General features: G+C 56.2%; 22 protein-coding genes. 7 read left to right on the forward strand and 15 right to left on the reverse strand.

All coding sequences use genetic code 11. The features are described 5' to 3' along the window. Positions 1-18: 18 nt before the first annotated feature. The 5 genes from J3U06_RS07125 (at position 19) to J3U06_RS07145 (ending at position 6133) form a co-directional block, all read left to right on the forward strand. The gene (locus J3U06_RS07125) at positions 19-1110 is read left to right on the forward strand and encodes a LacI family DNA-binding transcriptional regulator (RefSeq protein WP_267444799.1); all 1092 of its coding nucleotides are present in this window, start codon (positions 19-21) and stop codon (positions 1108-1110) included. Positions 1111-1135: 25 nt separating this feature from the next. Continuing rightward, the gene (locus J3U06_RS07130; protein ID WP_267431415.1) at positions 1136-2095 is read left to right on the forward strand and encodes an ABC transporter substrate-binding protein; all 960 of its coding nucleotides are present in this window, start codon (positions 1136-1138) and stop codon (positions 2093-2095) included. A gap of 2 nt (positions 2096-2097) precedes the next feature. Continuing rightward, positions 2098-3615 carry a sugar ABC transporter ATP-binding protein gene (locus J3U06_RS07135; protein ID WP_267400822.1) on the forward strand — a complete coding sequence of 506 codons (1518 nt, stop codon included), beginning with the start codon at positions 2098-2100 and terminating at the stop codon, positions 3613-3615. A gap of 93 nt (positions 3616-3708) precedes the next feature. Beyond that, a complete protein-coding gene (locus J3U06_RS07140; RefSeq protein WP_267444758.1) occupies positions 3709-4698 on the forward strand; it encodes an ABC transporter permease in 990 nt (329 codons plus the stop codon). Positions 4699-5134: 436 nt separating this feature from the next. Continuing rightward, positions 5135-6133 (forward strand): hypothetical protein, encoded by a 999-nt coding sequence (locus tag J3U06_RS07145; protein ID WP_267400825.1) that lies wholly within the window; start codon positions 5135-5137, stop codon positions 6131-6133. 17 nt (positions 6134-6150) lie between these two features. Here J3U06_RS07145 and J3U06_RS07150 read toward each other — a convergent pair whose 3' ends face one another. Next, positions 6151-6561, reverse strand: coding sequence for a DUF4186 domain-containing protein (locus J3U06_RS07150; protein ID WP_267444759.1), 411 nt, complete (start codon positions 6559-6561; stop codon positions 6151-6153). A 191-nt stretch (positions 6562-6752) separates the two neighbouring features. Between J3U06_RS07150 and J3U06_RS07155 the strand changes: the two genes are divergently transcribed. Beyond that, positions 6753-8042 carry a class I SAM-dependent methyltransferase gene (locus J3U06_RS07155; protein ID WP_267400830.1) on the forward strand — a complete coding sequence of 430 codons (1290 nt, stop codon included), beginning with the start codon at positions 6753-6755 and terminating at the stop codon, positions 8040-8042. Between the two features lie 75 nt (positions 8043-8117). On the opposite strand, the gene J3U06_RS07160 is transcribed toward J3U06_RS07155, so the two are convergent. From J3U06_RS07160 to J3U06_RS07225, 14 genes are all read right to left on the reverse strand, one after another. After that, positions 8118-8669, reverse strand: a complete 552-nt coding sequence (locus J3U06_RS07160; protein ID WP_267444760.1) for an FMN-binding protein — start codon at positions 8667-8669, stop codon at positions 8118-8120. Position 8670: 1 nt separating this feature from the next. Further along, a complete protein-coding gene (locus J3U06_RS07165) occupies positions 8671-9498 on the reverse strand; it encodes an ABC transporter ATP-binding protein (RefSeq protein WP_267444800.1) in 828 nt (275 codons plus the stop codon). Positions 9499-9542: 44 nt separating this feature from the next. Next, on the reverse strand, positions 9543-10709 hold the full coding sequence (locus J3U06_RS07170; RefSeq protein WP_267444801.1) for an ABC transporter permease: 1167 nt from the start codon (positions 10707-10709) through the stop codon (positions 9543-9545). Between the two features lie 16 nt (positions 10710-10725). Then, entirely contained in the window at positions 10726-12012 is a 1287-nt protein-coding gene (locus tag J3U06_RS07175) for an ABC transporter permease (RefSeq protein WP_267444761.1), read from the reverse strand. Positions 12013-12033: 21 nt separating this feature from the next. Further along, entirely contained in the window at positions 12034-13308 is a 1275-nt protein-coding gene (locus J3U06_RS07180; protein ID WP_267444762.1) for a DUF2318 domain-containing protein, read from the reverse strand. A gap of 13 nt (positions 13309-13321) precedes the next feature. Beyond that, a complete protein-coding gene (locus tag J3U06_RS07185) occupies positions 13322-13945 on the reverse strand; it encodes an iron transporter (RefSeq protein ID WP_045925021.1) in 624 nt (207 codons plus the stop codon). Then, on the reverse strand, positions 13942-15744 hold the full coding sequence (locus J3U06_RS07190; protein ID WP_416378948.1) for an FTR1 family iron permease: 1803 nt from the start codon (positions 15742-15744) through the stop codon (positions 13942-13944). Before J3U06_RS07190 ends, J3U06_RS07185 begins: the two co-directional genes overlap by 4 nt. 186 nt (positions 15745-15930) lie before the next feature. Further along, a complete protein-coding gene (locus J3U06_RS07195) occupies positions 15931-16908 on the reverse strand; it encodes a LacI family DNA-binding transcriptional regulator (RefSeq protein WP_267431409.1) in 978 nt (325 codons plus the stop codon). A 100-nt stretch (positions 16909-17008) separates the two neighbouring features. Then, positions 17009-18484 carry a glycoside hydrolase family 32 protein gene (locus J3U06_RS07200; RefSeq protein WP_267444763.1) on the reverse strand — a complete coding sequence of 492 codons (1476 nt, stop codon included), beginning with the start codon at positions 18482-18484 and terminating at the stop codon, positions 17009-17011. A gap of 30 nt (positions 18485-18514) precedes the next feature. Further along, positions 18515-19900: a glycoside hydrolase family 172 protein gene (locus J3U06_RS07205; RefSeq protein ID WP_267444764.1), complete on the reverse strand. Its 1386-nt coding sequence runs from the start codon at positions 19898-19900 to the stop codon at positions 18515-18517. A 16-nt stretch (positions 19901-19916) separates the two neighbouring features. Continuing rightward, positions 19917-20747 (reverse strand): carbohydrate ABC transporter permease, encoded by an 831-nt coding sequence (locus tag J3U06_RS07210; protein ID WP_267431406.1) that lies wholly within the window; start codon positions 20745-20747, stop codon positions 19917-19919. A 2-nt stretch (positions 20748-20749) separates the two neighbouring features. Further along, positions 20750-21556, reverse strand: coding sequence for a carbohydrate ABC transporter permease (locus J3U06_RS07215; protein WP_267444765.1), 807 nt, complete (start codon positions 21554-21556; stop codon positions 20750-20752). A 139-nt stretch (positions 21557-21695) separates the two neighbouring features. Next, a complete protein-coding gene (locus J3U06_RS07220; protein WP_267444766.1) occupies positions 21696-23036 on the reverse strand; it encodes an ABC transporter substrate-binding protein in 1341 nt (446 codons plus the stop codon). Between the two features lie 433 nt (positions 23037-23469). After that, the gene (locus J3U06_RS07225; protein ID WP_267444767.1) at positions 23470-24957 is read right to left on the reverse strand and encodes an amino acid permease; all 1488 of its coding nucleotides are present in this window, start codon (positions 24955-24957) and stop codon (positions 23470-23472) included. 277 nt (positions 24958-25234) lie between these two features. On the opposite strand from J3U06_RS07225, the gene J3U06_RS07230 reads away from it, so the two are divergent. After that, complete coding sequence (locus tag J3U06_RS07230; protein WP_267444768.1) at positions 25235-26692, forward strand: amino acid permease; 1458 nt, start codon at positions 25235-25237, stop codon at positions 26690-26692. Positions 26693-26788: the final 96 nt, after the last annotated feature.

Consider the following 26788-nt stretch of genomic DNA (forward strand, 5'->3'; position numbering starts at 1 on the left):
AACGTTTAGGATTCGATGATGAAACACACTGGCGTTACCTTGAAGGACATTGCGGACGAGCTGAACCTTTCCGTGTATGCCGTGTCAAGGGCCATCAACGACCTAAGCGGGGTCTCCAAAACCACACGTGCCGCCGTACTGAAAGTCGCTAAAGAAAAGGGCTACATTCCCAACGTCAATGCCAGGGATCTGCGCAAGGGACTTCACCACTCGGTCAGTCTCCTTACAGCAGGAATGTCAAATCCCTACTACCTGGATCTGATTAGCGGAATCGAGAGCATATTCCAAATACGGGGCGAAAACCTGCTCATATCAGACATCGCCATTGACGGCCACTACTCAGAGTCCGCCGAGAGCCTGCTGCTCCAGCATGTCTTGGAAACGCGACCCGGAGGGATAATATCAACCCTGGGACTGAGCGATTCGTCCCGGCAGCGGCTGCGGGAGTGGAAGATGCCTGTAGTCTTCGTCGATTCGACTCCTGGATCAACTCACGAGGACTTCTCCTATGTCACAACAGATAACAAGGATGCCTCGAACAAACTGGGGAGCCATCTGGCGGGGCATCACTTCAAGCGATGGCTGTTGGTCATCTACCCATCGGTCTGGAACAGCCGATATATCAGAGAATCAGGGCTCCGCCAAGCAGCTGCGCGATGCGGAGCCGCCATCCGTGTTCTAGAATGCGGCAACGATCAGTTCTCCACACGGAAAGCACTCGACGGGTTTTTGGATCATGACAAATTCCAGCCCGATGTCATTATCGCCGGCAACAACCCAATACTGCTGGGGATCATGACTTCCCTGCAGGCAAGGGCAATTGAAGTTCCCGATGATTTGGCACTAGTGGCGTTCGACGACTTCATATGGTCCGATCTGCTAAAACCGCGCATCACCCTGGTTGCGGAAGACAGCTATGGAATCGGCGCCAAGGCCGCTGAACACATTCTTGCACTGATTGATCAGAAACAAGACAGAAAAGGAGGTGACGACGATTCGAAACCGGATGGGAAACCGCAAATGACGATGGGGCCCATCCATCAAACGATTGAAGCATCACTGAAGATCAGAGAATCGTGCGGTTGCAGGTATCCAACGGGGGCCGCCTGACCGTTTTGCGAAAGGTAAATTAATTATGAGATCCAAGAAAATCGTCACTGCGATGGTGGCAATTCTGGCCGCATCGCTCGCTCTAACCGGCTGCAGCAATGGCGACGAAGACAGACAGTCTGCACCAAAACGCACAGAAATCAAAAGCATTGGTCTGATGGTCCAAGATATGTCGAATCCCTTCTTCTCCTCCATGGACAAGGAAGCAAAAAAGGAGGCAAAACGAATCGGGGCACGTCTGAACGTTCAGGATGCCCAACTCGATTTGGCTACCCAAGATAACCAAATCTCTGCTTTCATCGAGCAGAACGTGGATCTGATTATCGTATCCGCCGTCGATGAAAGCGGCCTGCAACCGGCAATCAAGAGAGCTAGAGACGCGGGCATAATCGTTGTGGCTGTTGACACCCCAGCCAAAGGAGCTGATGCGATCGTGACAACCGATGGCGTACAGGCTGGGCAACTTTCCTGCTCTTACCTCTCAGAGAAGCTGGGAGGCAAAGGCAACATCCTAATCGTTGATGGAACACCCATTCAAACCATCACTGATAGGATCAAAGGCTGCAAGCAAGCGCTCAAGAAATACCCTGGAATCAAAGTGGCAGCCCAGCAGGCCTCAAAGAACGATAGAGCCACAGGGTTGACAGTGACCACTGATATGCTCACCGCCAACAAGGACGTGCAGGGCATCTTCGGCATGAACGACCCCTCTGCCCTCGGGGCAGCCCTGGCTGTGGAACAAGCCGGGCGGCAGGACCAGATCATCGTCACAGGCATCGATGCCAGCCCACAAGGAGTGGACGAGCTCAAGCGGGCAGGTTCGCCTTTCATTGGTGCAGCAACCCAGAATCCAAGGGCCATGGTTGATCAGGCCGTGAAGTTCGCCCAAGACAAGGTCAAAGGAAAGACACCCAAGAAAACGACCATCCTGATTCCCAGCGAAATGATCACTCGCGATAACGTCAACAAGTACAAAGGGTGGTGAGCATGTCTGAGAATAAAGCCGCCTTATTAGAGCTGCGGAACATCTGCAAGAGCTTTTCGGGTGTAACAGTCCTTGACAATGTCAGCCTAAACCTTTATGACCATGAGGTTCTGGCTCTAATGGGTGAAAACGGAGCAGGAAAATCGACACTGATGAACATCCTGTCAGGCAACCTCAGCCTCGATTCCGGTTCCATTGCCATCGAAGGCGAGCCTGTTGAAATCCGAACCCCCAAGCAGGCAACGGATCAAGGCATTGCCATCATCCATCAGGAGCTCAATGTCGTGCCAACCATGACTGTCGCCGAAAACCTGGCCTTGGGTCAAGAGCCAAAGACGCGGTACGGTCTGATAGACAAAAAGCGCCTCAAGGATGAAGCCAGAAGCAAGCTTGAGGTCATCAAGGCGGACATCGATCCAAATACGGAGTTGGGCAAACTAGGCATCGGCGAACAGCAAATGGTCGAAATAGCCAAGGCCCTCGCCCAGAAGGCCCGAATACTCATTCTGGACGAGCCCACTGCTTCCCTATCGAAAGCCGAATCGGAGCAGCTGTTCACCCTGATCAGTACTCTTCGCGACGAGGGCACTGGACTGATCTACATCTCGCACCGCATGGAGGAAGTCTGGCGTCTGGCTGATCGAATTACCGTGCTCCGTGATGGCCAGACTGTGTTGGCCGACAAGCTCTCCCAGGTCGACCAATCTCAGGTCGTATCCAAAATGGTCGGCAGAAAGGTTGAAAAACTCTATGAGCACGATGCCCGACAGAAAGGCGCCGAGGTTCTGAGGGTCGAAAATCTCAGAATCAAGGAAGACGACCAGCCTGTATCATTCAACGTCCACGCCGGCGAAGTTGTGGGCATGTCCGGGCTGGTCGGCGCCGGAAGGACAGAAATGGCGCGTGCCATAATTGGCGCCGACCGCTGCGCCTCCATCAGCGTCCGGCTTCAGGGGAACAAGGTTCTTTTCCACTCTCCAAAATCGGCAATTAATCATGGAGTAGCCTACCTGCCGGAGAGCCGAAAGACCCAGAGCATCTTCCCCGTCATGAGCGTCGAAGAAAATATCGCCATCTCATCACTGGATCAGTTCCAATATCTGCATCTTCTACGCAAGGGCAAGATGCGGGCATCCGTTCGGAACATCATGCAGGAGGTCAACATCGACCAGACCATGGAGCATACCGAGATCAACAATTTGTCCGGTGGCAATCAGCAGAAGGCCGTTCTAGCCCGATGGCTGCTCAAGAAATCGGACTTGCTCATCCTTGACGAGCCAACCCGAGGGGTAGATGTGGGCGCCAAACAGGAGATATATGGCTTGATCAATTCCCTCGCAAAAGCAGGGAAGGCAATCTTGATGATTTCCTCTGATCTACCTGAGGTATTGGGAGTCAGTGATCGGATTCTAGTGGTCCGGCAGAACGAGGTGGTGGCCAATATTCCAGCATCAGAAGCGTCTGAGGAAAACGTAATGTCGTATGCCACCGGGGTGAGCAAGCCGCAGTTGCTCGACTGACTTATAAGACAGCAAACACATGGTTCCGATCCACCGTCCGTATGCATCGTTCGGGAAACCGGCAACCGTAACTTGGAACATGAAAGAAGCATTATGAAAGGCAAAAACGTCAATATTGCGGCAATCTGGGAGAAGGTTGGCATGCCCTTCGTCCTCTTGCTGCTCATACTCTTCATGCTGGTAAAGGCGCCAAATTTTGGCACGCTGAGCAATTTGTTCAACGTAGCCAGGGCCATATCCATCAACGCCATTCTGGCGGCAGGCATGACGCTGGTGATCATCACGGCCGGCATCGACCTCTCTGTGGGCTCGACAATCGCTGTCAGCGGATGTGTGGCTGTACTGGCAGCCCGCTCAGGCATGAATCCTTTGATTGCCGTATCCCTTGGCATCATCGTTGGGGCAATAGCGGGACTCGTCAATGGATTGCTGATTGCCTATTGCAACCTGGCCGCTTTCATCGTCACTCTCGGGACTATGACATTCCTGAGAGGACTGGCATACACGATCACCGGCGGACTGCCTATTGTTGACAACAATCTGTCTTTTAGAGCTATCGGCAACGGATATATCTGGCACATCCCGATCCCCTTCATCATCATGATCGTCGTATACCTGGTCATGTGGGTGGTCCTGGACAAAACACGGTATGGAGCTCATGTCTACGCAGCAGGAGGCAATCCAGAAGCCGCCCGGCTGGCAGGCATCAATGTCAAGTCAGTCCTTATGTCCGTCTACCTGATCGCCGGGCTATGCGCCGGTCTGGCAGGCTGCATTTTCGCCGCCAGGGTCGTATCGGCACAGCCGACGGCTGGCAATGGCTATGAAATGGATGCCATCGCCGCAACGGTACTCGGCGGCACCTCACTCGCTGGAGGCAAAGGACGCATATCAGGCACTGTCATCGGTTCGGTCATCTTCGGAGTCTTAACAACCGGTCTCGTGCTGATGAATGTGCCATTCTTCACTCAGCAGCTGATCAAAGGCGTAGTCATCATCATTGCAGTCCTGATTGATGGAATGAAACAGAATTCCTTCTCATTCTCCTTCCTAAGGAGAAGAGCGGCCAGCATAGACGCATAAGGAGGCAACAGCCATGAGTATATCCGCACGCTATCAGATTCACTATTCCGGACCAGCACACTCGGGCCCCAGACCGATTCGGATACGTCTGCCCAGCTCAATCAACCAGCCGATTCTGACTGCTCAAGTCGAGCAAGAAGGTGCTGTCCCCTTTCAACGCCTGGCTGGGGAGGGCACGCCCGAAAACTCGGTCTATCTGGGCATAGTAGAACCGCATGACGACCAAATTATAGTCTTTGACGATTCATCATATGAGCCGGAAAGCGCAACTAGGCCCACATCCGGATCGTCTGAAGCCACCGGAGGTATCAGGTCAATACATTCAGTTCACGAGCGTGATGCCGTATGCAGGCTGGATACCGGATACTTCGATCTCGAACTATGCAGAGGCACAGGATCAGGAGAAGGCGCATCCAAGTGGGGAATTCGGCACTTCATGAGCAAGGAGGAGCAAGTCGACCTGCTTAAGAGCGGCAACAACGCCCTAGGCGGTTTCTATGGGCCATTCTTCACCCCTGAGAATGGGCTCGTCAACCCGACTGAACATATGGTGGCACACGTAACGGTTGAAGAATGCGGACCGGTCATGCACCGCTATTTGCTCAGCGGACGCATCCCGGATGGTCTCCGTCCAGAGCTACGCGGCAAATCCTTCTCGGTTGAATTTACTTTCTACCGTGATGTCGACTTTTTCGACCGCCGATACCAAGTGGATCACTTTGAAACTGAAGTCAACGGGCGCTGTGCTCTGGATCGCATCACAGTCGGGGATGAATTTGAAAGCGGCGAAGGAGGACTGGTCTTTGACCGCTTTGATTCCTATAACCGCACCCCTTACAGAGAAGGCGATCCCTATGCAGCCCTGTTGAAGCAAGAGGTGGCTTCCATCATCAACGAGGCCAAGAACCAGGAAAACCACCAGGAAGAACCAGCAAGATTCGCATACTTCCGCAATCTTCTGGACAGGGATTTGACCAATGCACACTGGGATTTGTACTGGCGGCTGTTCTCATACTGGGAGCACGCTCTCACCGATGCACAGATACGAGAGCATCTGGCTCAGGTGACCGACCAGGCACATGTGGCCGCCGATGCAAATGAACGTCCATGGCACATGCCAAGTCAGGCAATTGATGTCTCATCCCTGCAAGACCAAACCATCTTCCCCGGGGCCGCTGATTGCACTGCAGAATTCAACAGCAGCAACGGGCGATGCATGATCTGGCTGACATCACAACCATCAGGCGGCTTTCAGATCGTCCAACGGCCACAGTCTGGCTGGGTTAACTGGGGAACCAATACAGAGAATGAATCTCCAGCCCTGCCCGTAGGTACTCGGATCCGCACCATCTATGGTAACTATGCTCAATCTTGGCGGGAAAGAGCTGATTTGGAGACTCAGACAAACATACAAGTCCAGAAGCAAGCCTCCTGACTAAATCATCCGGTCCGTCAGGCCGGACGGACCGGATGATTGACCAGATCCCGCTCGATCCAGGCCATGACCAGACTGGCCAGGGCATCAACCTCTGCATCGGTCAGAGCCCGGCCTCGCGGAATACGATGCCAGCGCTCGATGCACCCCCGGCAGCAGGTGGCCGTAGCATGCTGGGCTGTGAAGACCGGATGCCCGCGGTAGGGGGTCTGCTTGCCGTCCTTCAAAGGGTGGGCAGGCCCCACGCGCTTGGCCAGCATCTCATGGGCGTGGCGGTCGATGGTATCCCTGCCCTTGGTGCGGGCGTAGGCGCGATCCCTGGCCGATAGAGAGAATCCAGCGCGGAAACGCGAATGCTCCAATCTGGCAAGAGTGTCCTGAATCCAGGCCTCATCTGCTCCAACTGACGCTGATCCGTTGCTGGTCATTCCCTGCTCGCCTCCATGTTCAGCCTTACCAAAGAGTCTGTACCCAGGCAAGGTTTCCCATGCGGAATAATTCACCGAACATGGCACCAGCGGGGACCAGTGTCGGGGGTAGGGTGAAGACAGTACCTATATTCATCAACTATCCGACCCGCCATGATCCGTCATGTCCGGGTCACAAACAAGGGGGCTTCATGGCCAAAAGCAAGATGACTGTAGCCGAAATGATCGGGCTCTTCCTCACCCCTGACGCACCTGTGCAGGTGACCGCCTTCGACGGGTCGGTCTTCGGGCAAGAGCAGGCGCCGCTGCATCTGGAAGTCAAGAATTCCCGTGCCATGTACTACATCGCGGAAAATCCAAATGATCTGGGTCTGGCCCGGGCCTACCTGCAAGGCGACCTGGATTCTCCCGAGCTGCTGCCAGGCAACCCCTACCAAGTCCTCAAGGAACTGATGGGCCTCAAGCACTTTGTCAAGCACCCCAGCAAGCTGGATCTGGCCCGGGCAGCTGGGGCCGTCTTCTCGCATGGAGTGCGTGTACCCGAGCCACCCGCCATTGAGGGGCCTTCCCTGGCCAAGCGACTGACCGAGGGCATCCGCCCCCATACCCGCCGGGGCGACGCAGCCACGGTCAGCTACCACTACGACCAGTCCAACGACTTCTACCGGCTCTTCCTGGGCTCCTCCATGACCTACACCTGTGCTGTCTTCGAGAAGGAGGACGACAGCCTGGAGGACGCTCAGTGGCATAAGCTCAACATGGTCCTGGACAAGATGCGCCTGAACAAGGGCGACCGTCTGCTGGATGTGGGCTGCGGCTGGGGCTCCATGGAGATCGCGGCCGCCCGCCGCGGCATCCACGTCATCGGCGTGACTCTGGCTGAGGAGCAGGTCGAATGGGCCCAGAACTGGATCCGCCAGGAGGGTCTGCAGGATCTGGCCGAGGTCAGGCTGATGGACTACCGCGACGTGCCCGAGTCCGGCTTCGACGGGATCTGCTCCATCGGCATGATGGAGCATGTGGGTTACAAGCAGTACCCCTCCTACTTCAAGGAGATGATGGACAAGCTTCGTCCAGGCGGCATCCTGCTCAACCACCAGATCACCCGCACCAACTCCCACGACCACAAGCGGGCGGGCGGGTTCATCGACCGCTACATCTTCCCCGACGGCGAGCTGGCCAGCCCAGCCGAGATCGAACTGGCCATCCAGGATACCGGCTTCGAGGTCATCACTCAGGAGAACCTGCGTCAGCACTATGCGCTGACCCTCAAGCACTGGACTGAGAACCTCCAGGAGCATTGGGACCAGGCCAAGCCTATGGTGGGCGCGCCCAAGGCGAGGCTCTGGGGCCTGTACATGGCCGGCGCGCGGCTCAACTTCGAGCTCGACAACATTCAGATACACCAGTTCCAGTGCATCAAGCCCGATCCTGAGACCGGCACGGACACCTACCCCCTGCGGCCATGGTGGGATCGGTAGTATAAGGGCCTGCTGAAAAGGGGCGAGGAGTCGAATCCTCACCCCTTTTGTTTCCGCCATCGTACAGCCCGGTTTTTAGGATGACCTGTCCGCCGAAGCCTCCAGCCGGGCCAGATCCAGGGCTTTGTTGAAGGCATCCGAGGTCCAGCTGGCTCCAGCCACCTTGTCCACCTTGAGGTCCTTGAGCGGACGCCCTTGGACCACTCCAGGCACAGCCCGAGCGAAGCGTTCCATGTGACCGCGCGAAATGGGTGAGTCCGAATGCCCCTGAACCTGAACCCGGCTCACCTGGCCTCCAGACAGGTCCAGATCTACATCGATGCTTTCAGCCCCGTCACGCCCGTACTTGCCCGTCAGAGCGTAAGTGCCGTCGTGATAGTTGCCCGTATCAGCCGGAGCGGTCGGCAGTCCATCGCGGGAGACGGCCGTGGGCTTGCCCTCGCCTGCCGTACCGGATCCTTCCGCTGACCCTGGAGCAGAACTGGACTCTGCGTTTGATCCGGCGAACTCGTCGTCCATGGGCTTGGCCTGCTGGCTTCCGCAGCCGCCTAGGAGGGAGCCGACCGCCACCAGGGTCGCCAATGTTGCCGAGGCCGTGGCCAGCCCCCGAGACTTGCTTGTGGCCATCTCAGCGTTCTCCTTCTGACTCAGCGGCCGATCCCGGCAGAGATCCACCTGTCTTGGCCATTTTAGTGGGGTCATGGAAGCCCACGGGAATATCCTGGTCACCGGTGTCGCCAGGAGCCCCGCTGAAGGCCGGCCGGCCTCCGGCTGCCAGGTAGGCCTGCTTGGCCTCCTCATCATTCCACTGCTCACCGGCCAGCACCCCGTGGTTGAGCATGATCTCCCGCTGGGCGCATGAGGCCACCAGAGCATCGTGCGTGACCACAATCAGGGAGGTTCCTTGGTCATGCAATTGCCTAAAGAGGTCCAGCACGATCCGCTCATTGGCCTCGTCCAGGTTGCCAGTGGGCTCGTCAGCCAGAATCAGCTTGGGCTCATTGATCAGCGCCCGGGCCACGCAGACCCGTTGCTGCTCACCGCCCGAAAGCTGGCTGGGCAGGTGGCGGGCTCGATCCGCCAGACCCACCCGGTCCAAGGCCTTCAGGGCCTGGTCCTCATCCACCACCGAGTGGTAGTACTGAGCCACCATGACATTCTCCAGGGCAGTCAGATGCGAGACCAGGTAGAACTTCTGGAAGACCAGGCCGATCACGTTCTTGCGCACATCGGCCAGCTGGGACTGGCTCAGATCCTCCAGCGGCCGCCCCTGTAGACGGACCGAGCCGCGGCTGGGCGTATCCATGCAGCCCAGAATGTTCATCAGCGTGGTCTTGCCTGAGCCGGAAGACCCCACTACGGCCAGCCACTGACCTTGCGGGACGCTCAGGTTCAGATCATCCAAGGCATGCAGATCGCCGTAGATCTTGGATACATGGTCCAGGTCCAGCAGCATGCCGCCGCCTGACTGGGACTCGCTCGCCTTTGCCTGCGTCATTGTCATTCCTCCCTCAGAACTAGGGCCGGGTCGATACGCGAAGCCCGGAGGACCGGCCGAATAGATGCAATCATGGATATGGCCACACTCAGCAGGACCGTGCCCAAGGCCAGCCACCAATTGAAGCCCAGCGGCCGCTGGAAGACGGACAGGCAGAGCAGTCGGGCGAAGCCATAGCCCAAAGCGGTGCCAATCAGGCCTCCAGCCAACCCGTAGCAGGCCGACTCAGCCAGAAACTCCATGGCTATCCCCCGCGAGGAGGCACCCAGGGCCTTGCGCAGACCGATCTCGCTGCGCCGCTGAGAAACAATGGAAGCCATGGTGGTCCCCACGCCCACAAAGGTCAGGACCAGCACCACCACCGAAACCAGCCAGAAGAGCGACTGGAGCATGGCGATGGTATGGCTGTCGCCTGCTGTGATCCTGGCGACCGGCCGGGCCTTGACCCCCATGGAGGTCATGTCGTTGATGCTGGCAGCGATGGCTTTCAGACCTGAGGTCATGGTGTTGACCGAGTATTCGATCACATCGGTACCCCGCTTGGCCCCGGTCAGGAGCTCCAGATCGGACAGGTCGGCGTAGATAATGCGATCCTCGGGGCCGCCAGTATCGACAATGCCACCCACGCGAAAATCACGACCCTGCCCCCCGGCTTTGCCTGTGAAGGTGGACTGCCCGGCCGGATAACCAATAGTTATTGGCTTGCCAGTGGTCAGCCCCAGCGAATCTGCCAGATCCCGCCCCACCATGACCGAACCAGGCTTCGGCCAAGCTCCTTCCACGCTCCAGTGACGGTTGAGCTGGCGCACCTGGTCTGGGTGGATGCCGGCCATCACGCGGGCGCCGGCATTGACCTGCACCGTCTCATATCGATAAGTAGCGTACTTTGCCGGAGCCTTGGCAGTCACCATGTGGGTGGTGTGATCCACCATGCCCTGTTCGATGCCGGAGCCAGACCGGTTGCCCCCCTGAATGGGCGAGACGACCAGATTGGCCCCGTAGGAGCGCATCTCCTGGTTGATCTGCCTGGGAGCCTCAATGCAGACCGCCGCCAGACAGAAGAGGGTGGCCGCCCCCACCAGGGAGGCCACCACGGCCATCAGGGCCCGTCCCCGACGACGGAAGACGGCCCCGAAAAGCATGGTCAGGAACATGCGGGTGTTGGTCATATGGCTCTTATGGCGATCAGCGGCCATGAAGCACCTCCGCCGGCCGAAGCCGCAGAATCGATCTGATGGACGAGATGGACGCCAGCAGCACGGTCAGGGCCAGCAGCACGAAGACCAGCACGAAGACCATGGGCCTCATGGTAATGCCCGAGCCGAAGACCACCCTGCCTACGATCTGAGCCACGCCAGAGCCCAGCAGGACGCCGACCAGAGCCCCAACCAGGGCGATCAAGGCCGTTTCGGCCAGCACCAGTCTGGACACGGCCCCATCGGTGGCGCCCAAGGCCTTGAGCAGGGCGAACTCTGATGACCGCTCGCTTATGGATGACGCCATCAGGTTGGCCACGGCGATGGCCGCCGCCAGCAGGCTGAGCACGGTCATCAGGATCATGACCGCCTGGGTCTTCTGCAGAACATCGCCCTGCAGGGCTGCCACCTGTCTGACCTGCTTGGCCATGGACCCGGGGATGGCCTCCTCGATCTGATAGGCGATGGAGGACGGATAGGCCGTGCAGTACCAGGTCTCCCACTCGTCCTGGGAGAGGGCGGCTGGGTTTCGTGCGGCCTTGCGGGCCAGGTCGTTCTCGGGCGTGGTCAGGGCCTTGACCTCCACCTGGTCAATCTGATCGGTCAGACCGGACATCTCCTGCAACGCCCTGGTGGGCAGGTAGAGGGAGGAGGCATCCGAATCACCGGAGTCGAAGATGCCCACAATAGTGACGGTCTGCTGTTTACCATCCAGACCCACCTTGACCTGGTCGCCGACCTGACGGCCACCCAGTCGCGCAGCCAGCTCTTTGCCCATCATGGCCTCGGTCCTGCCGGCGGACCCAGCCTCGTCCTTGGGCCAGCGTCCTTGAACCTTCCACCAGGGCCGAAGACCTTTCAAACCTACGGCGCTGCTCTCGCCGCTATCGACCTTGACGGTCCGGCCGAACCAGGTGCCCACCAGGGGAGCGCCGACCTGGTCCACGGTGCCGCGAAGATCCAGACGGGGGGCAAAGTCGGTGATGTTGTAGGCCCAGAAGATGGTCTTGATCCTGGGCACCTGGGACTCCTTGAGGAAGGCGGTTGGCGTTGACTGGTCGCCATAGAGGTCAGAGACCACAGCATCCGCCTTGGCCTGGACCGTGATGTTGGATCCGTAAGTGGACAGTTCTGCGTTGAGCTTGTCACCTACATCGAAGACCACTCCCAGCATAGCCGTAGCCACGCAGGCCGACAGGCAGACCGTGACGGCGATGAGCATTCTTCGCCCGAACTGGCGGCTGAATGACCGCAGCATCATTCGCATGAAGAACATACCAACCGCTCCTTCCCTATCTCAGCTCTTGAAATGCGAGGACAGAGCGTCCAGATCGGCGGTGCTGATCAGTATGGCGCCCCGGCCGGTTTTATAAGGCAAGGGAACGGGATTGCAGCCGCCCTTGAACCCGATGGTGGCCAGGTTGATGGCTACGTCGCACTTCTTGCAGATAATCTTGCCGTCTTTTTCGTAATAGCCCGCATCCCCGCAGTTCTCGCAGGCATCCAGCCCGACCCCGTAGGCCGCGCCATTCTTGCGGATGATGATGAAACGCATCTCGGTGCCGTCCTTGGCCCGGTAGCTGAATCGATGCAGGTGGCCATCCTCCACCTGAGAGAAACGAATGGCGGCCGTATCGGAGGTCAAGGAATACCGCTCCGGAGGCGAGAGCACAGGCACCTGGTGGGCTTTGGCCGTCCCCATCGTCAGGGCCAGGGTGACGCCGATCATAGCCACCAGGCTCCAGACCGCTGATGCCAGGGCCCTTCGGCGGAAGGCCCGGTGGCTACGGTCGTCGGCTGTGGAGGCTCCGGTCACTGGCATGCGCCAGCCTGCAACCAAACAGGCGAAGACTGGAATGATGAAGACCAGAACCTGGGCAAGAACCAGGATCAGGTCGGCGTTGTATCCTAGGGCCATGACCCGGAAGGCCCAGCCGTGCAGAAGAACCAGGCCGGTGGTCTGCATCAGGGCCACCAGGGCTACGCCGTGCCGGACCAGCAACAGGACCACCATGAGCAAGGCGGCCAGACGGAAGGCTATCCGGGGGCAAGAAGTATGCATGGTCCTCAGAATGGCAGCCACCGTCACAGCGGCAGCCAAGCCGAGCAGGAAGCCCAAGGCCCGCAGGAGCATGGCCGAGGTCAGCACAGGCTCCCCCGGCTCGACAAAGGCCGTAAGCTGCAGGATGACATCAGGCAGGGCGCGGAAGGTGGTTAGAGCTATGGCCAGGGCCGCCAGAGCGTTGGCCAGATCCATGGCCCAGGGGCGGTGATGCCGGTCCATGACCAGTCGGTCTGCGGCCAGCACCACCGCAATGGCGGCCAGGTCGGCCAGAACACAGGCTACCAGGGTCGGATAGTTGACCATGGTCCGCCGGTTGATGATCACGGTGGCGCGCAGGAGGGCGAAGACCAGCGCCCCCAACACGCCGACCCCCAGGCCAATCAGCCGCCAGGAGGAGGAACGGGGCCGATCACGGCCCTCGCCAACCCCTAGCAGCACGCTGAAAACCATGACCAGGAGGGCCGGGGCCAGAGTCCCCGGCAAGACCGTGACAAATTGCTCAAGCATAATAGGCGGCCGCTCACCACTGGTGGGGCGTGTAGTCCCAGTCCCAGCTGACCACGATGGGCTCGGTCCAGAAGTGGCCTTTCACGCCGGTCTCCGGATCGACGTGCAGCATCCATCCCTTCTTCTCCGGGGAGTCGATGGAATAGGTCAGCTTGTAGGACCCGGCCTTCTCCATTTTGATGTTGGCTCCGTAGTGCGGTCCGTCCGAGGCGTTCATCTGCATGAAGGTGCCGGACTGCTTGTCATTGGGATCGTCCTTGTTCTGGATGGTGTAGTTGACGGTCAGATCCGGGACGAACTCACCCTTGGCATAGCCCAGGTTGTTGTTGGGCAAGGCATGGATATCAGCCTCCAGGTGCAGGCTGGCATCGGCCGCCTTCAGCCCCATGGACGCAGGCTCCATGTCGATGGGCTGGAAGAAGACCGTGCCGATGTTCAGTGGACCCTTCTGCTGATCGTCGGGCGGAATGGGAATCTCCTCGAAACCAGCCCCCTTGCCCGCCGAGGACTGGGAGGCGCCGGAAGCCTCAGGCGCGGGGGCCTCACGGGTGCCCGACCCGCCGGAGCCGCACCCCGCCAGGGCCAGGGTGCCCGAGAGCACCAGCGCGACCAGGGCGGTCAATTGTCTCTTCTTCATGATTGTCCTTCGCTCTTTGGTGTTTGCATGGTTGCCGTGACCTGGGAGGGCACAGCCCCTTCGGCGGTCTGCTCGACTTCCGTCTGATGGACGGTTGCCGACGACGACCCGCCGGAGTCCTGATTCGACTGCACCTGTCCCTGCTTGTGCAGGCGGTGGGTCGACACAATTGCCAGCACGACCACGACCAGGGCCGCCAGGATCTGGGCGCCGATGGTCTGCATGTATGGATACAGCCCGATCCAGTCGCTGGTGGGCACGCCGGGCAGGTAGGTGGCCGGCACCAGGTCACCCTCAATCAGGGCATGGACGCCGCCCCCGGCGAAGATGACCACCATGACTGCCATGAGCAGGCTGGTGATGATGAAGAAGGGCCGGATGGGGATCTTGACCGAGGTGAAGCGGATGAGCACGAAGACGACGACCAGGACCACGGCGGCCGCTGCAAAACCGGCCCAAATCTCCCGTGTGCCGCCAGGAGCCATGGCGAAAATAGCCTGGTAGAACATGACCGTCTCGGCCCCCTCCCGGAAGACCGCCAGGAAGGAGAGCAGGGCCAGGGAGATCACGCTGCCCTGCGAAATGGCCGCCACTGTCCGGCTCTGTATGTAATGGTTCCAGGATTCCACAGAAGACTTGGACAACATCCAGTTGCTGGTGTAGAGCAGCATGAGCATGGCAACCAGGGCCACCACACCCTCCAGGATCTCCTGCTGGGGACCGTTCCCGTTGAAGAGCAGGGTGAAGAGCAGAGCCACCAGCCCGCTGGCCACCAGGCCTGCCGCAATGCCCCAGTAGATGTGCCGGATCTTGTCTTTATGGCCGGACTTGACCAGGTAGGCAATGATGGCCGCCACCACCAGGATGGCCTCCAGCCCCTCCCTCAGCAGGACCACAAAGGCCTGGCCGAAGGCGGAGGTCAGGAAGGAGGTCCACCCATTGACCTGGTCCGCGGCGCCTCCATCCAGAACGGCGGCGTCCTCGACCAGCATGCTCTTCAGGTCGTTTACCAGGGTCTTGGCTGGCTTGCCCGCCACCATGGCCATCCGGGTCTCCTTGAATTGGTATTCCACCTGGGAGACCCTGTTGCCGCTGATGGCGTTCATGACGTTCTTCTCGAAGCCCAGCTTTTCGTAATACTGGTAATAGGCTTTGTTGACCAGGTCAGATCCCGCCTGGCCCTGTCCCTTGGATGCCTGGGCGAGCGCCTGGTCCAGAATGGGCGTCATCTCGTGGGCCACCTGGGTCCAGGTCCGGTCGCCCTTGCCGTTGTTCCGATGCTTCTTGGCTGCGTCCAGCCGTCGACGATCCGCCTTGATCTGCTCCTGCTGAGCCTTGGCGTAGGCACGGGGATTGGCCAGCCCTTGGGTTGCATCCAGTTGAGTGGCCACAGCGGCCAGATCGGCTTGCAAAGCTTGGCAATCTTGGTCTATACCGGCTTGATTGTCATCCGCATAGGCTTTCGACTGGAGAGACTGAAAACGTTCATCCAAGTCGTTGCGGCGGTCCCGCCCCAATGTTGAAGCGGTAACTGTAACGAAGTTCGAACCGATATAGTCTGAATTGTAAGCAGCCATGAAATTGGCAGCAGCCCCTGCATGATCACCATCAGCATAGGCTCGCCGCCCAGAATTCAGATCCTGATCAATGGCCTTAACCACATCGGTCCAAGAAGCATAATTCGTCGACACGGTTGCCCCTAGGACCGCTTGCATTGGCAGGCAACACAGGATGAAGCACACAGCCAGCAGTGCTAGGACCGACGGCATGCGCGCCGATATGCGTCCAGTCTTAGCCATCCTGACCTCCAGTATCAGCTTCTTCACCTGCTTTACTAGGATCAATAAAGCTGTATATTTCCGTACAACACGATCCATGGGTTAATCTACTGCAAAGCAAACAGAAAAAATAGGTTTGACTTTTTACCCATTTCGCACTATGCGGAACTATGAGGAAAATGCGCGTGGATGTTGCGCCTTGCTGTCCTATATGCCCTCCTCTTGCATGGATGGCTTCACATCAATCGTGTAAGAGAGCTCATCAACTTGCTCTTTGTTGATGAGTTTCATGAGAACGGAAACCGCAACCTTAGCCAGTTGTCGGTAAGGCTGAACGATCGTAGGCAATGGCGGGTACGCAGTCTTGTATATGAAGGACCCGTCATATCCGAACACCAGCAAATCTGCAGGAATAGACAATCCTCTTGTCAAAGCCCTCTTTTGGACTGCGAGCGCCACCATATCAGCGGCGAACACGCCGTCAAGATCGGGATACCGATCCAGAATCATATCCGCCACATCCAGATATGAGTCAAAATCGAACTGATTCAGTCCGAGTTCATAGGTGTGGCAGGCGATGCCATGTTTCATCATTTCTTCGCCGAATGCCGCATGACGCTTTCCTGAGGGTGTTCTCACCTTCGTATATCCGACAAGCTGGATGACCTTCTTGCACCCATGTCTGATAAAAGCTTGCGCAGCTATACGTCCACCTTGCTCATGGTTGGCACTTACCACAGGAATGTCATCGGCAAGGTTCCTGTCCAAGGCAACAATTGGAGCACTGATGTCCGAATACCGTATATCAATTGAATGACTGCCGATGATGATGCCATCGACTTTGTTTTCCTGGAGCATCTCCAGGTACTTCTTCTCTTTGCTCGAAGAGTCTTTGGTATCACACAGGATCATTTTGTAGCCCCTGCGATCCAACTGATCCTCTATGCAGGCGGTCATCGTCGAAAAGAAAGGCTGGGTCACGTCTGGTATGACCAAACCAACGAGATTGGTTCTGCTGCTGTACAGACTTCGAGCAATCTGGTTGGGATGATATTGAAGAACATTAATGGCGTTGCGTATCTTTTCGCGAGTCATCTGCGATATGTATCCGCGATTATTGAGGTAACGGGACACGGTATTTTTAGAAACTCCAGCATACTGTGCCACATCATTAATCGTCGTCATACTGGCTCCATCACACGTGTTCGGTACCTCTGCCAACCACAGCACCCGACGGGATAACCCGCATCATTAGTAGATTACGCCTGCCACCGCGGCAAAGACGTCAAATCCGCACTCCGTACGATCGCAGACCCAACAGGTTGGCCTCACCACCTTGAGTCGAAATAGTAAATTCATTGCATCCATTTTTGGGGAAGATATTGAGCGAATGACATACTCTGCCATCATCCGCAAAAATCTCTAGTGATGTACGATCACTGACGATGCGAACTGATAAAGCAGCATTCCTCACACCAGTCAAACTACTCCGGGTGGCCCCCTTGCTCCATTCATCAGCACGATTGCGATCCACCACCATGAGTGCACGTTTCAGATCAAGATAGCAGACAGTTTCGTGCTGCTTGTCTGCGCGCATGTGCAGTTCGACGACGTCGGCTGTGGTAGTCACCAGATCAATCGAAAAAGACAGGTCATAATGCACGCCATCAGATACAGGGATATCGGTTGGCTCTACTCCCACTACCATGTGCTCCGACTCATAAGGATCAACATGGAGCAGCGAGAGTTCTCGAACTGGCTCGAATGCCAATTCATCCTGACCTTCAAGGCGCACCTCTCGCGGAAGACAGAATGATCCGCACCAACCTTCGCGATATGTCGGCCCCCAGTCCTTCCAAAACGGCATCCAGTCCCAGCAATTCGCCCAAGCGAGCATGATCCTACGCCCAGAACCATCCAGGAAGGTCTGAGGGGCATAGAAATCGAATCCCCAATCAATCTCTCCATTCGTGGTATAGCAGAATCGCCCAGTCCGATAATCGAAATCACCAATGAAATAGACGACTGTGCGCTCTCCTGCTCCCATCGGCGAGCAAAATAGGACATAACGATCACCAAGTTTAAAGAAATCAGGGCACTCCCACATATAACCCCATTCACCCCTGCTTTCTGCCATGTTGTTGAGAAACTGCCAGTGGACCAGATCGTCGGAACGATAGAGCAGGACACAGGCCTGACCATGCCGTTGCGCCCCACATATCAGGTAATAAGCACCTTCGTGCTCCCAGACCTTGGGGTCGCGAAAGAAATCATGAGATACCCCCTCGGGGGCACTGATGACCGGATTACCTTCATATTTGTTGAAATGAATGCCGTCATCGCTCCATGCCAGGCACTGGTTCTGCTCAAACCCTCTGCCATTATTGGAAGTGCCGGTGTACAGCAAATACAACCTTTCATCCTTGACGATGGCACTACCGGAGAAGCAGCCACCTTGTGGATGGTCGTCATACCATTCACTTGGAGCCAATGCAATCGGCAGATATCGCCAATGGAAGAGATCATCACTGACCGCATGACCCCAAAACATGCGACCCCAAAACCCGCTGTAGGGATTGAACTGATAAAAGATGTGATATTGTCCGCGGAACCAGATCAAGCCATTGGGATCATTGATCCAACCGGTCTGTCCCATGAAGTGGTATTCCTGCCTCATAACTCCTGCAGACACCTGAGCCTTGTGATCATCAATATGCTGTTGCGCATGTGCAATGGCCAAGGCCATACTCTTCTGGGACATTTCCGATTTTCCTTTCACTTGGTTAAATGGTCAGCGGTCGAACGCCTGACGTTGCTCTGCAGCAAGTTGCGTATTCAATTCAGACTCGCGAGCAGTCTTTTCCTCCTTGAGACGGAACTGCTCCTGCCGTAGCGGTCTATAGGCCTTCCAACGACGTTCGTAGGATTCTCTGGCCTCACGCATATCGTCAGTCAATGAAGGCATGCCACCGTCTCGGGTGGCATAGGTAGGCACATCGGGTATCCGCTGATCGACCGGCAGGATATGCAGAGGCGTTTCATCAGGCATGGTCTGATACCAGTAAGCGGTGGAGCTCCAGTCATCAGAAAGTTGATTGGCGTGTCCGTGTTCGATGCTGACTCTCAGACTCTTAGAGAACCTGACTGGATCGGTGATATGGAATCGATATGAAACCTGCACACCATTGGAATCCGCCTCATGGACAATAGTTCCAAAGAAGGGGAAAGAGTTCCTCTGCATACCCCATGCATTATTGAAGTAATCCTCTGTGCCGGTGCCATTGAGACTGGGATACTCTTCTCCATCTATGAAGAACATATCATTGCCTTCACCCCACCAGCTGCCTTGATAGTGGTGGACGGTCAGATTGCACCCTACGTAGTGTCCCCTTCCCTTGACGTCCAAAAGGGTGTAATTGTTCTCACCTTTGAGGTTTCGTACTCCGTTGACTTCTGGCGCGTTGACCTGCAAATCGTCGCCCCACCCTGCACAACGGGCGGTTCTGTTCCAGCAAGCATGGAAATATGCCGTATCGTTAGAAAGATGATCCCGATACATTTCGTAATCAATGTTGAAATACAGAATGAAGGGTAGATCACCCTCGTTAATGATATCGATGCGAGCCTTTCGATCAAACGGCATCGGGAAGTAGCACGATACTGAACAGGGTGCGCCGAATCTTCCAGCCTCTTCGGGTTTAAGCGAAACGTTGAAGGGCAGAGATGAGAAATTCCCCGGATAGCTGTTCCCTATACAGAAAAAGTCTCCCAAGGGGGCAAGAACACTTGGACTGTCCTGATCATCCCATGTAATGCTGATCAGCACTTTCCGATAATAGAAGGGGTCATAATCATCCCAGACCACACCCAAGGCGGGACCGATCTCCATGACAGGAGCTGCCTGTGCCATTTGATGGGGATCCATGATTGAAGGAGCCAGCACCCTCCTGCAGGAGGAAGTCATCCACATGTGCGTGATGCAGCCAGGGCCTTCTATTTCCCCCAAGCAGGTGGTCTTGCCCGCCGGAACCTCCCAGTAGTCCTGATTTCTTCCGCTATGATCCCAGCTCGACAATCGCCCATTGCGCGAATCCGTAATTGTCGTCAAATCTCGAAACAGCCCGTTTAGGTTATTCATTCTTTGCCCTTTCATTGTCTGTTGAATAGAGAAGGTCAAACACCAATTTCCTCATTCACCCCTTGACAGCCCCAGCAACCATGCCGCCTACGATCTTCTTTTGGAAGAGCCCGTAGAAAATCAGCTCAGGGATGATGATCATGACGCTGGATGCCACAATGCCGCCATAGTCGACCGTGTAAGTGCCCTTGAAGAAAGAGGCACCCATCGCCAGCGTGTAGTCAGCTTGCCTGCGCAGCATGACCGATGCAAAGGGATACTCATTCCACATGTACAGCACATTGAATATGACCACGGTAGCGATGACTGGTTTGGTCATGGGCAGAATAATACGAATCATAAGATCCCATATGGAGCACCCATCAATAATGGCCGCCTCGTCAATTTCAGGCGGCAGGGCCTGCAGATAACCGACGAAGAGCAGGGTGTTGAAAGAAATTGACGAGGCCACATAGGGAAACACCAGTGCCCACTGTTCCCGTAATCCGAAGAAGATATTGATCTTATACACCGGAAACAGCAGGATGAAAGGTGAGACGCACAGCCCTGCTATGAGAAACCCATAGACCAGCCGCCGCAAATTGGGATGGTCGAACACCATCCTTGCCAGAGCGAATGAGCTCAGGAAGGTTATGACCAGCTCGATGGCCAAAGCGAGCAGGCAGACCATGAAGGTATTGGCATATAGTCTTGGATAGTCAAGTGTTTTCAGTGCATTGACATAGTTGCCCCAACTTAAGGAATGCGGCAAGGCCAGTGGATTGGACAGGATTTCTGCGTTGCTTTTAAACGACAGAACAAGCATCCAGATGAAGGGGAACACCACTAGAACCGTAATGATGGCGATTAGGACATACATTATGCGTTTCGTACGTTTCGCAAGCATGCTTACTCACCCTTCCTGCCGAAGATGAAGTACAGCCCTGTAAGCGCCAGTGAAATAAGGAAGGTGACACTGGCGATGGACATGCCATATCCGTAGTCGCTGCTGGTGAAAGTCATGGAATAGCTGTAGGTCACCAGAGTCTCGGAGAGATGGTTGGGGCCACCGCCAGTAGTCTGCTGTACGATTTCAAATATCTTGAATATACCTGTAATGATAAGGACCGCAACGGTTGATATTGTGGAGCGCATCATCGGTATGACGACATAACGGACCCGCTGCCAGCCCGTAGCACCATCGATTTGAGCAGCCTCAAGAACTTCTTCAGGGATCATCTTCAAACCGGCGATGAAGATGGTGACCAGATAACCTAATTGCTGCCAGAAGTAGATAATGGCGATGCTATACGGAGAAAGGACAGTCCCGCCTATCCACTGCTTGGCCCATCCTCGCAATCCGATTGCTTTCAGCAGACCATTGATGATGCCCACCTTCGGATCCAGTATGTAGACCCAAATAATGCCCACAATGATTGGGGCGATAATCGCAGGAGAGAAGATCAGTGATTTGGAAAGATCAATGAAGCGCAGTTTGTTGTTGAGCAGCAATGCAATGAAAAACGAGAGAATCATGAGCAGTACTGAGGCAACGACAAAGATGATTATTGTGTTCGCGCCCGATTTCCAAAAGAATGGATCATGGATGAGTCGAACATAGTTGGACAATCCAATGAATCTTGCCCTCCCGATTCCGGAATATCTGGTAAAGCTGTATCCGATAGCTATAGCTATAGGGGCGATGATAAAGATCACGTAAACCAAGCACGTGGGTATTAGAAATCCCACCTTGTACCGCGTTTTGCTGAGCCAGCGCATATGATGCCATTTCTTCCAAGTACGATGCCCTCATTCCCTCAAATCCCCCGTTTGGGAAATGGGCAGGCATATTCAATTACTTATGACTGATTTTCCAGGCTTGATCGATCTTGCTCAAACCTGCAGAAGGTGTATAAGTACCTTGGATAACTCCGAAAATAGCGTCATAGAGAGCCTGCTGACTCGCTGCATCCAAGGTGAGATCCGGCGCAGAAGCTGGCGAAGGCCAATTCTTGCCCAGCGCCTTGAGCATCTCATTCATGGCGTATTGGCTTGACGTCGCTTTCAGCCCCGGATAATTGGTTGCGGGGAAGGTCGATTTGGCATAGGACATCTTTGCGGCCTCTTCCCCGTAATAGAACTTGAGAAATGCATAGACACCTGCTTTCATTGCCACATCATCGCCTACAGCCTTGTTGACCACGATGGGATTCGCCGGCACCCTCATGGATACATTTTGGTCATATGAAGAATCGCTAAACTTTGGACCCCACCAAAATCCGACCTTATCCCCTAAAGAAGAGTCAAATTCGGCACAGTCCCACTGCCCAGAGCCAAATAAAGCAGCTTTCCCGTCATTAAACTGCTGCTTGGCATCGAAGTATTCAATGGTTGAAACATTTTCCGGGAAAGCACCAGCCTTTGCCAGCCCTTCAATTTTATCAAATGCCTTGATAAAATCAGGATTGTTGAATTGTTCCTTTCCTGCCTTGATCTTCTTCAGATTGTCCTGCCAGCCGTATCGAACCAAAAGCTCGTTGAACTCCCACATCGTATAGGAGCTGTTTTTGCTTCCTATAGCAATCGGCGTATATCCTCCTGCCTTGATCTTGGGAAGCGTCTCCATCAGCTGCTCATATGTGGTGTCATCGTTGGGATAAGGAATCCCCAACTTGTCAATAATTCCCTTGTTGTAGAAAAAGCCTTGCACATTGCTCTGATAGGGAAGCCCATATTGACCGGTCTGCTTATCTTCGAACGAGTCCTTTCCCCCAGCAATTGCCTTGGCCACTGAAGGGTTTTTCTTCAGAAAATCACGTAGGTCCAGCAAGGCGCCGGACTTGCTGTACTCGGGAGCTTCGCTGGCATCGATCCAGAACAGCTGGGGCAATGTACCATCAGAAGCCTCAAGCTTCATATTCTTAGAATGAGATTCCTTGTCAGAGGCTTCGAAGACCACCTTGTATTTGCCTTTATGCTTTTTGTTGAATGCCTGCACTATGTCATATGTCACCGCCTCTTGCTTTTTCGGATTGGCCACATGAATGCCGAATTTGATGATCGTAGACCCGCTGGCATCCTTGCCCTGATTGCCGCATGCTCCCAGCATGCCCAAGGACAAAATCCCGGCCAAGCAGGCCGCAACAGTCTTCACCACGTTGTGTCTGTTCATTTTCTTATCCTTTTTGTAACCCACCAGTGGCCGTTTCCTTTCAGAAACATGAGCTCTTTCGTCCTGGAACCGGTCATGGCAACTCACCACCTTCGTCAGCAGACCAAGCACTAGACAAATCGCAATCCAGCGTATGTTAATCGAATAACATATCCAGGACGCTATTGAGTACAGTCCCAAAACTGGAGTACTGGTTTACATCAGCAATCTGTCATAGATAACTGTATTTACAAGCCTTTCTTGAACCTGCTGATTACAGCGTACATCAATAACAGAATATGTCAACCGGATAACATACGACTCCCGTTATTGTGTCTGCAATCAAACAGGCAGCCTCGATGAATAACAGCAGCTTCTCTGAAGATGACGGAAAATAAACAGCGGGCCATCAAGAACCCGATCGATGACCCGCTGACGTGCCGCGTATGGCTTGATATACCTAGCTATCGCCCTGAACTCAGACCGACTTCGGCTCACCCTTATGCTCCAACAGGCAGATGCCACCGAAGACCAGCAGCCAGACCAATCCCAATATGGCTGGATACCGGGTGTCGGGAGCCAGGAAGAGCGAAAAGTAGATCAGAACGAAAAAGACGATGGCAACGGCTCCAGTCACCCGGTAGGCCGGCATGATGAATCCATCGGGTATGAAGTCCTTGCTGGTCCGGTAGCGGCGGTGAGCAAACAGGGTCAGGATGTAGATGAAGATGATGACCGCACTGGAACAGGAGGTGAACAGGACGAAGGTGTCCTCGAAGCCGGGCAACAGATGCAACACCGGAGATAAGAGGATCAGCGCCCCGGATAGGACGATGGCCCGGGCGGGCACCTTGCCGCGCCGCGAAATCGTATGCAGGCTGCGCATCACTGGAGAGTGGCCGGCAGCTGCCAGCTGGAAGAGGTTGCGGCCAGCGGAGTAGAGCAGGGAGTTTAGCGAGGAGCTGGCTGCCGTGATGACCACGAAGAAGACCAGAGCGGCCGCCCAGTCCACCCCGGCGTAACGGAAAACCATGACGAAGGGCGAGGTGAAGCTGCCGTCGGCGTTGGGCCGGAAGGAGCGCCAGGGCACGATCAGCATGATGGCGACCAGAGCGCCCACGTAGAAGATCAACACCCTCAGGATGATCTGGTTGATGGCCTTGGGCAGGACCTTGCGGGGATTCTGGGTCTCGGAAACGGTGACTCCCACGAATTCGATCATCTCGTAGGCGAAGAAGACCATCTGGAAGCTCATGAAGAAGGCCATCCACCCGTTGGGCGCCAGACTCAGGCCTGTGGTGATGTTGTCCAGGCCCGCATGGCCGGCCGGGCTGATCCGGTCCTGTCCCGGCATGTGGACGGCCGGATAGTGGAAGCCTGTGACGACCATGACCACAGCCGTGGCGATCATGGCCAGGATCAGGGTGATCTTGATCATGGAGAACCAGAACTCGGTCTCCCCGAAGACCCGCACGGCGATCAGATTGACGCTCACCATGGCCGCCAGGAAGCAGAGCTCGATCAGACCCCGCCAGGCACTCAGATCAATGCCGAAGGTGTCGAAGAAAGTGACGAAGTAGGTGCCTACAGCGGTCAGCTCGGACATGCCGATCAGGATAAGCACGATCCAGTATGACCAGCCGGCGAAGGATCCCCACCCCTGGCCCAGGTAGCGGCTGATGAAGGCGATGAAAGTATGCTGGACAGGACTGCGGTACATGAGTTCGCCTATGGCCCGCATGAGCAAGTACATGATCACGCCGACGCCGATGTAGACCAGGATGATGGAGGGTCCGGTCAGGGCTATGGACTTGCCCGACCCTAGGAAGAGGCCGGTGCCGATGGTGCCGCCGATGGCGATGAACTGCACGTGGCGGTTGCTCAGCCCGCGCTCCATGCCGTCGCCCGACGAGGCGCCGCCACCCTGATGCTCCTGCGCCGAAGGGCCATTACCCGTGCGGTTCATCCAACTGCACCTCCTTGTCTTCGCAACCTGTCTGTGGTCGTCGGCCAAAGCGGATGCCCCGTAGAGGCCGGTAGGACAGCAATACCACAGGGGTGTCGATAACCGCCGCAGAGGCCTGGCGGCTGTCATCCGGCGAATCAGGTATCTCATATTGCGGACACTGTTATTCCACAATACAAAGGCAATGTCCCTCAGCCCGGGAGGCTCCGATAGGGTTGGCCCTGTCAACCGGCCGTATTCAGCTGACGACTATCACCACCTAAGGAATGGCATCCCCATGGATCAACCCAAGGAGTCGCAAGGCAAGGACCTGCACAAGACCCTGAAGAACAGGCACATCCAGCTCATCTCGCTGGGCGGCGCCATCGGGACGGGACTCTTCTACGGGTCCGGGGAATCCATTTCATTGGCAGGACCGGCCATCATCATCGCCTATTTGATAGGCGGTCTGGCCATCTTCATGATCGTCAGGGCTCTGAGCGAAATGAGCGTGGAAGACCCTAAGTCCGGCGCTTTCAGCTACTATGCCACCCGCTACTGGTCCAAGCGTGCGGGCTTTGTGTCGGGGTGGAACTACTGGATGAACTACGTGTTGGTGTCCATGGTCGAACTCTCCGTAGTAGGCACCTTCGTCAACTTCTGGTTCCCGGCGATACCGGCTTGGGTCTCTGCAGCCTTCTTCCTGGTGGTCATCACGGCCGCCAACCTGATGGGGGTCAGCAAGTTCGGCGAGTTCGAGTTCTGGTTCGCCATCATCAAGATTGCAGCCATCGTCGCCATGATCATCGGCGGGCTGGCCGTCGTGATCATGGCCCTGCCCACAGCCAACGGCCTGCGGGCCTCCTTCGCCAACTGGTTCACCGTAAGCGGCGGATTCCTGCCCAACGGGCTCATGCGTCACGGGGCCAATGGCCAGTGGACCGGTCTGCTCATGTCGCTGGCGGTGGTCATGTTCAGCTTCGGCGGCACCGAGCTCATCGGCATTACCGCCGGGGAGGCCTCCGATCCCCGCCGGACCATTCCCAAGGCCACCAACGCCATCATCTGGAGGATCCTGGTCTTCTACATCCTGACACTTGGGGTGATCATGGCCGTAGTCCCCTGGAATGCCATCGGCAAGCCCAACGCGCAAGGCATGGTCGTCAGCCCCTTCGTTCAGATCTTCGACTCGGTTGGTGTCCACGCGGCCGCAGGCATCCTCAACTTCGTTTGCCTGACCGCAGTCATGAGCGTCTACAACTCGGCCCTCTACTCCAACTCCCGCATGCTCTTCTCCCTGGCCCGGCAAGGCAATGCCCCCAAGTACCTGGGAAGGCTTTCCAAGGGAGGGGTGCCCTACGCAGGAGTGCTGACCTCGGCCTGCATCATCGCCCTGGCGGTGGTAGTGGTCTTCCTCTGGCCCCAGTTCGCCTTCAACTACTTGATGAGCATCGCCACGATCTCGGCCATCATCAACTGGTCCATGATCATGGTGACCGAGATGCTCTTCCGGCGTGCTGTTGCTCGTGGCAAAGGCCCCGGCGACCTGGCGGGCAAAACCGGCGAAAGCGCTTTGAATGCCCTGCACTTCAAGCTGCCCTTTGCCCGGGTGACCCCTTGGGCGGTCCTGGCTTTCCTGGCCATGATCGTGGTACTCATGTGCTTCTCGCCCAGCTACCGGGTAGCTGTCATCGCCGGGCCCATCTGGCTGATCGTTCTTCTGACGGCCTACCAGCTGACCCAGCGGCGAGCCTGAAACGGACGAATCAATATAAGCGCGACCGGCTATTTTTACTTAGCGTGGCCAAGAACAAGTTAAGGAAATCGACCATGCAACCTCTCCTTCTTGACC

The organism is Bifidobacterium sp. B4142 (assembly GCF_026537325.1).
GTDB lineage: Bacteria > Actinomycetota > Actinomycetes > Actinomycetales > Bifidobacteriaceae > Bombiscardovia.

Excerpts from the sequence above, each read along its gene's own strand:
- J3U06_RS07130 (WP_267431415.1), top strand. The coding sequence starts at position 1,136 with ATGAGATCCAAGAAAATCGTCACTGCGATGGTGGCAATTCTGGCCGCA.
- J3U06_RS07145 (WP_267400825.1), top strand. The coding sequence starts at position 5,135 with ATGAGCAAGGAGGAGCAAGTCGACCTGCTTAAGAGCGGCAACAACGCC.
- J3U06_RS07170 (WP_267444801.1), bottom strand. The coding sequence starts at position 10,709 with ATGACCAACACCCGCATGTTCCTGACCATGCTTTTCGGGGCCGTCTTC.
- J3U06_RS07140 (WP_267444758.1), top strand. The coding sequence starts at position 3,709 with ATGAAAGGCAAAAACGTCAATATTGCGGCAATCTGGGAGAAGGTTGGC.
- J3U06_RS07230 (WP_267444768.1), top strand. The coding sequence starts at position 25,235 with ATGGATCAACCCAAGGAGTCGCAAGGCAAGGACCTGCACAAGACCCTG.
- J3U06_RS07225 (WP_267444767.1), bottom strand. The coding sequence starts at position 24,957 with ATGAACCGCACGGGTAATGGCCCTTCGGCGCAGGAGCATCAGGGTGGC.
- J3U06_RS07210 (WP_267431406.1), bottom strand. The coding sequence starts at position 20,747 with ATGCTTGCGAAACGTACGAAACGCATAATGTATGTCCTAATCGCCATC.
- J3U06_RS07165 (WP_267444800.1), bottom strand. The coding sequence starts at position 9,498 with ATGCTGCTGGACCTGGACCATGTATCCAAGATCTACGGCGATCTGCAT.
- J3U06_RS07200 (WP_267444763.1), bottom strand. The coding sequence starts at position 18,484 with ATGTCCCAGAAGAGTATGGCCTTGGCCATTGCACATGCGCAACAGCAT.
- J3U06_RS07185 (WP_045925021.1), bottom strand. The coding sequence starts at position 13,945 with ATGAAGAAGAGACAATTGACCGCCCTGGTCGCGCTGGTGCTCTCGGGC.
- J3U06_RS07190 (WP_416378948.1), bottom strand. The coding sequence starts at position 15,744 with ATGGCTAAGACTGGACGCATATCGGCGCGCATGCCGTCGGTCCTAGCA.
- J3U06_RS07150 (WP_267444759.1), bottom strand. The coding sequence starts at position 6,561 with ATGACCAGCAACGGATCAGCGTCAGTTGGAGCAGATGAGGCCTGGATT.
- J3U06_RS07155 (WP_267400830.1), top strand. The coding sequence starts at position 6,753 with ATGGCCAAAAGCAAGATGACTGTAGCCGAAATGATCGGGCTCTTCCTC.
- J3U06_RS07125 (WP_267444799.1), top strand. The coding sequence starts at position 19 with ATGAAACACACTGGCGTTACCTTGAAGGACATTGCGGACGAGCTGAAC.
- J3U06_RS07180 (WP_267444762.1), bottom strand. The coding sequence starts at position 13,308 with ATGCTTGAGCAATTTGTCACGGTCTTGCCGGGGACTCTGGCCCCGGCC.
- J3U06_RS07135 (WP_267400822.1), top strand. The coding sequence starts at position 2,098 with ATGTCTGAGAATAAAGCCGCCTTATTAGAGCTGCGGAACATCTGCAAG.
- J3U06_RS07175 (WP_267444761.1), bottom strand. The coding sequence starts at position 12,012 with ATGTTCTTCATGCGAATGATGCTGCGGTCATTCAGCCGCCAGTTCGGG.
- J3U06_RS07160 (WP_267444760.1), bottom strand. The coding sequence starts at position 8,669 with ATGGCCACAAGCAAGTCTCGGGGGCTGGCCACGGCCTCGGCAACATTG.
- J3U06_RS07195 (WP_267431409.1), bottom strand. The coding sequence starts at position 16,908 with ATGACGACGATTAATGATGTGGCACAGTATGCTGGAGTTTCTAAAAAT.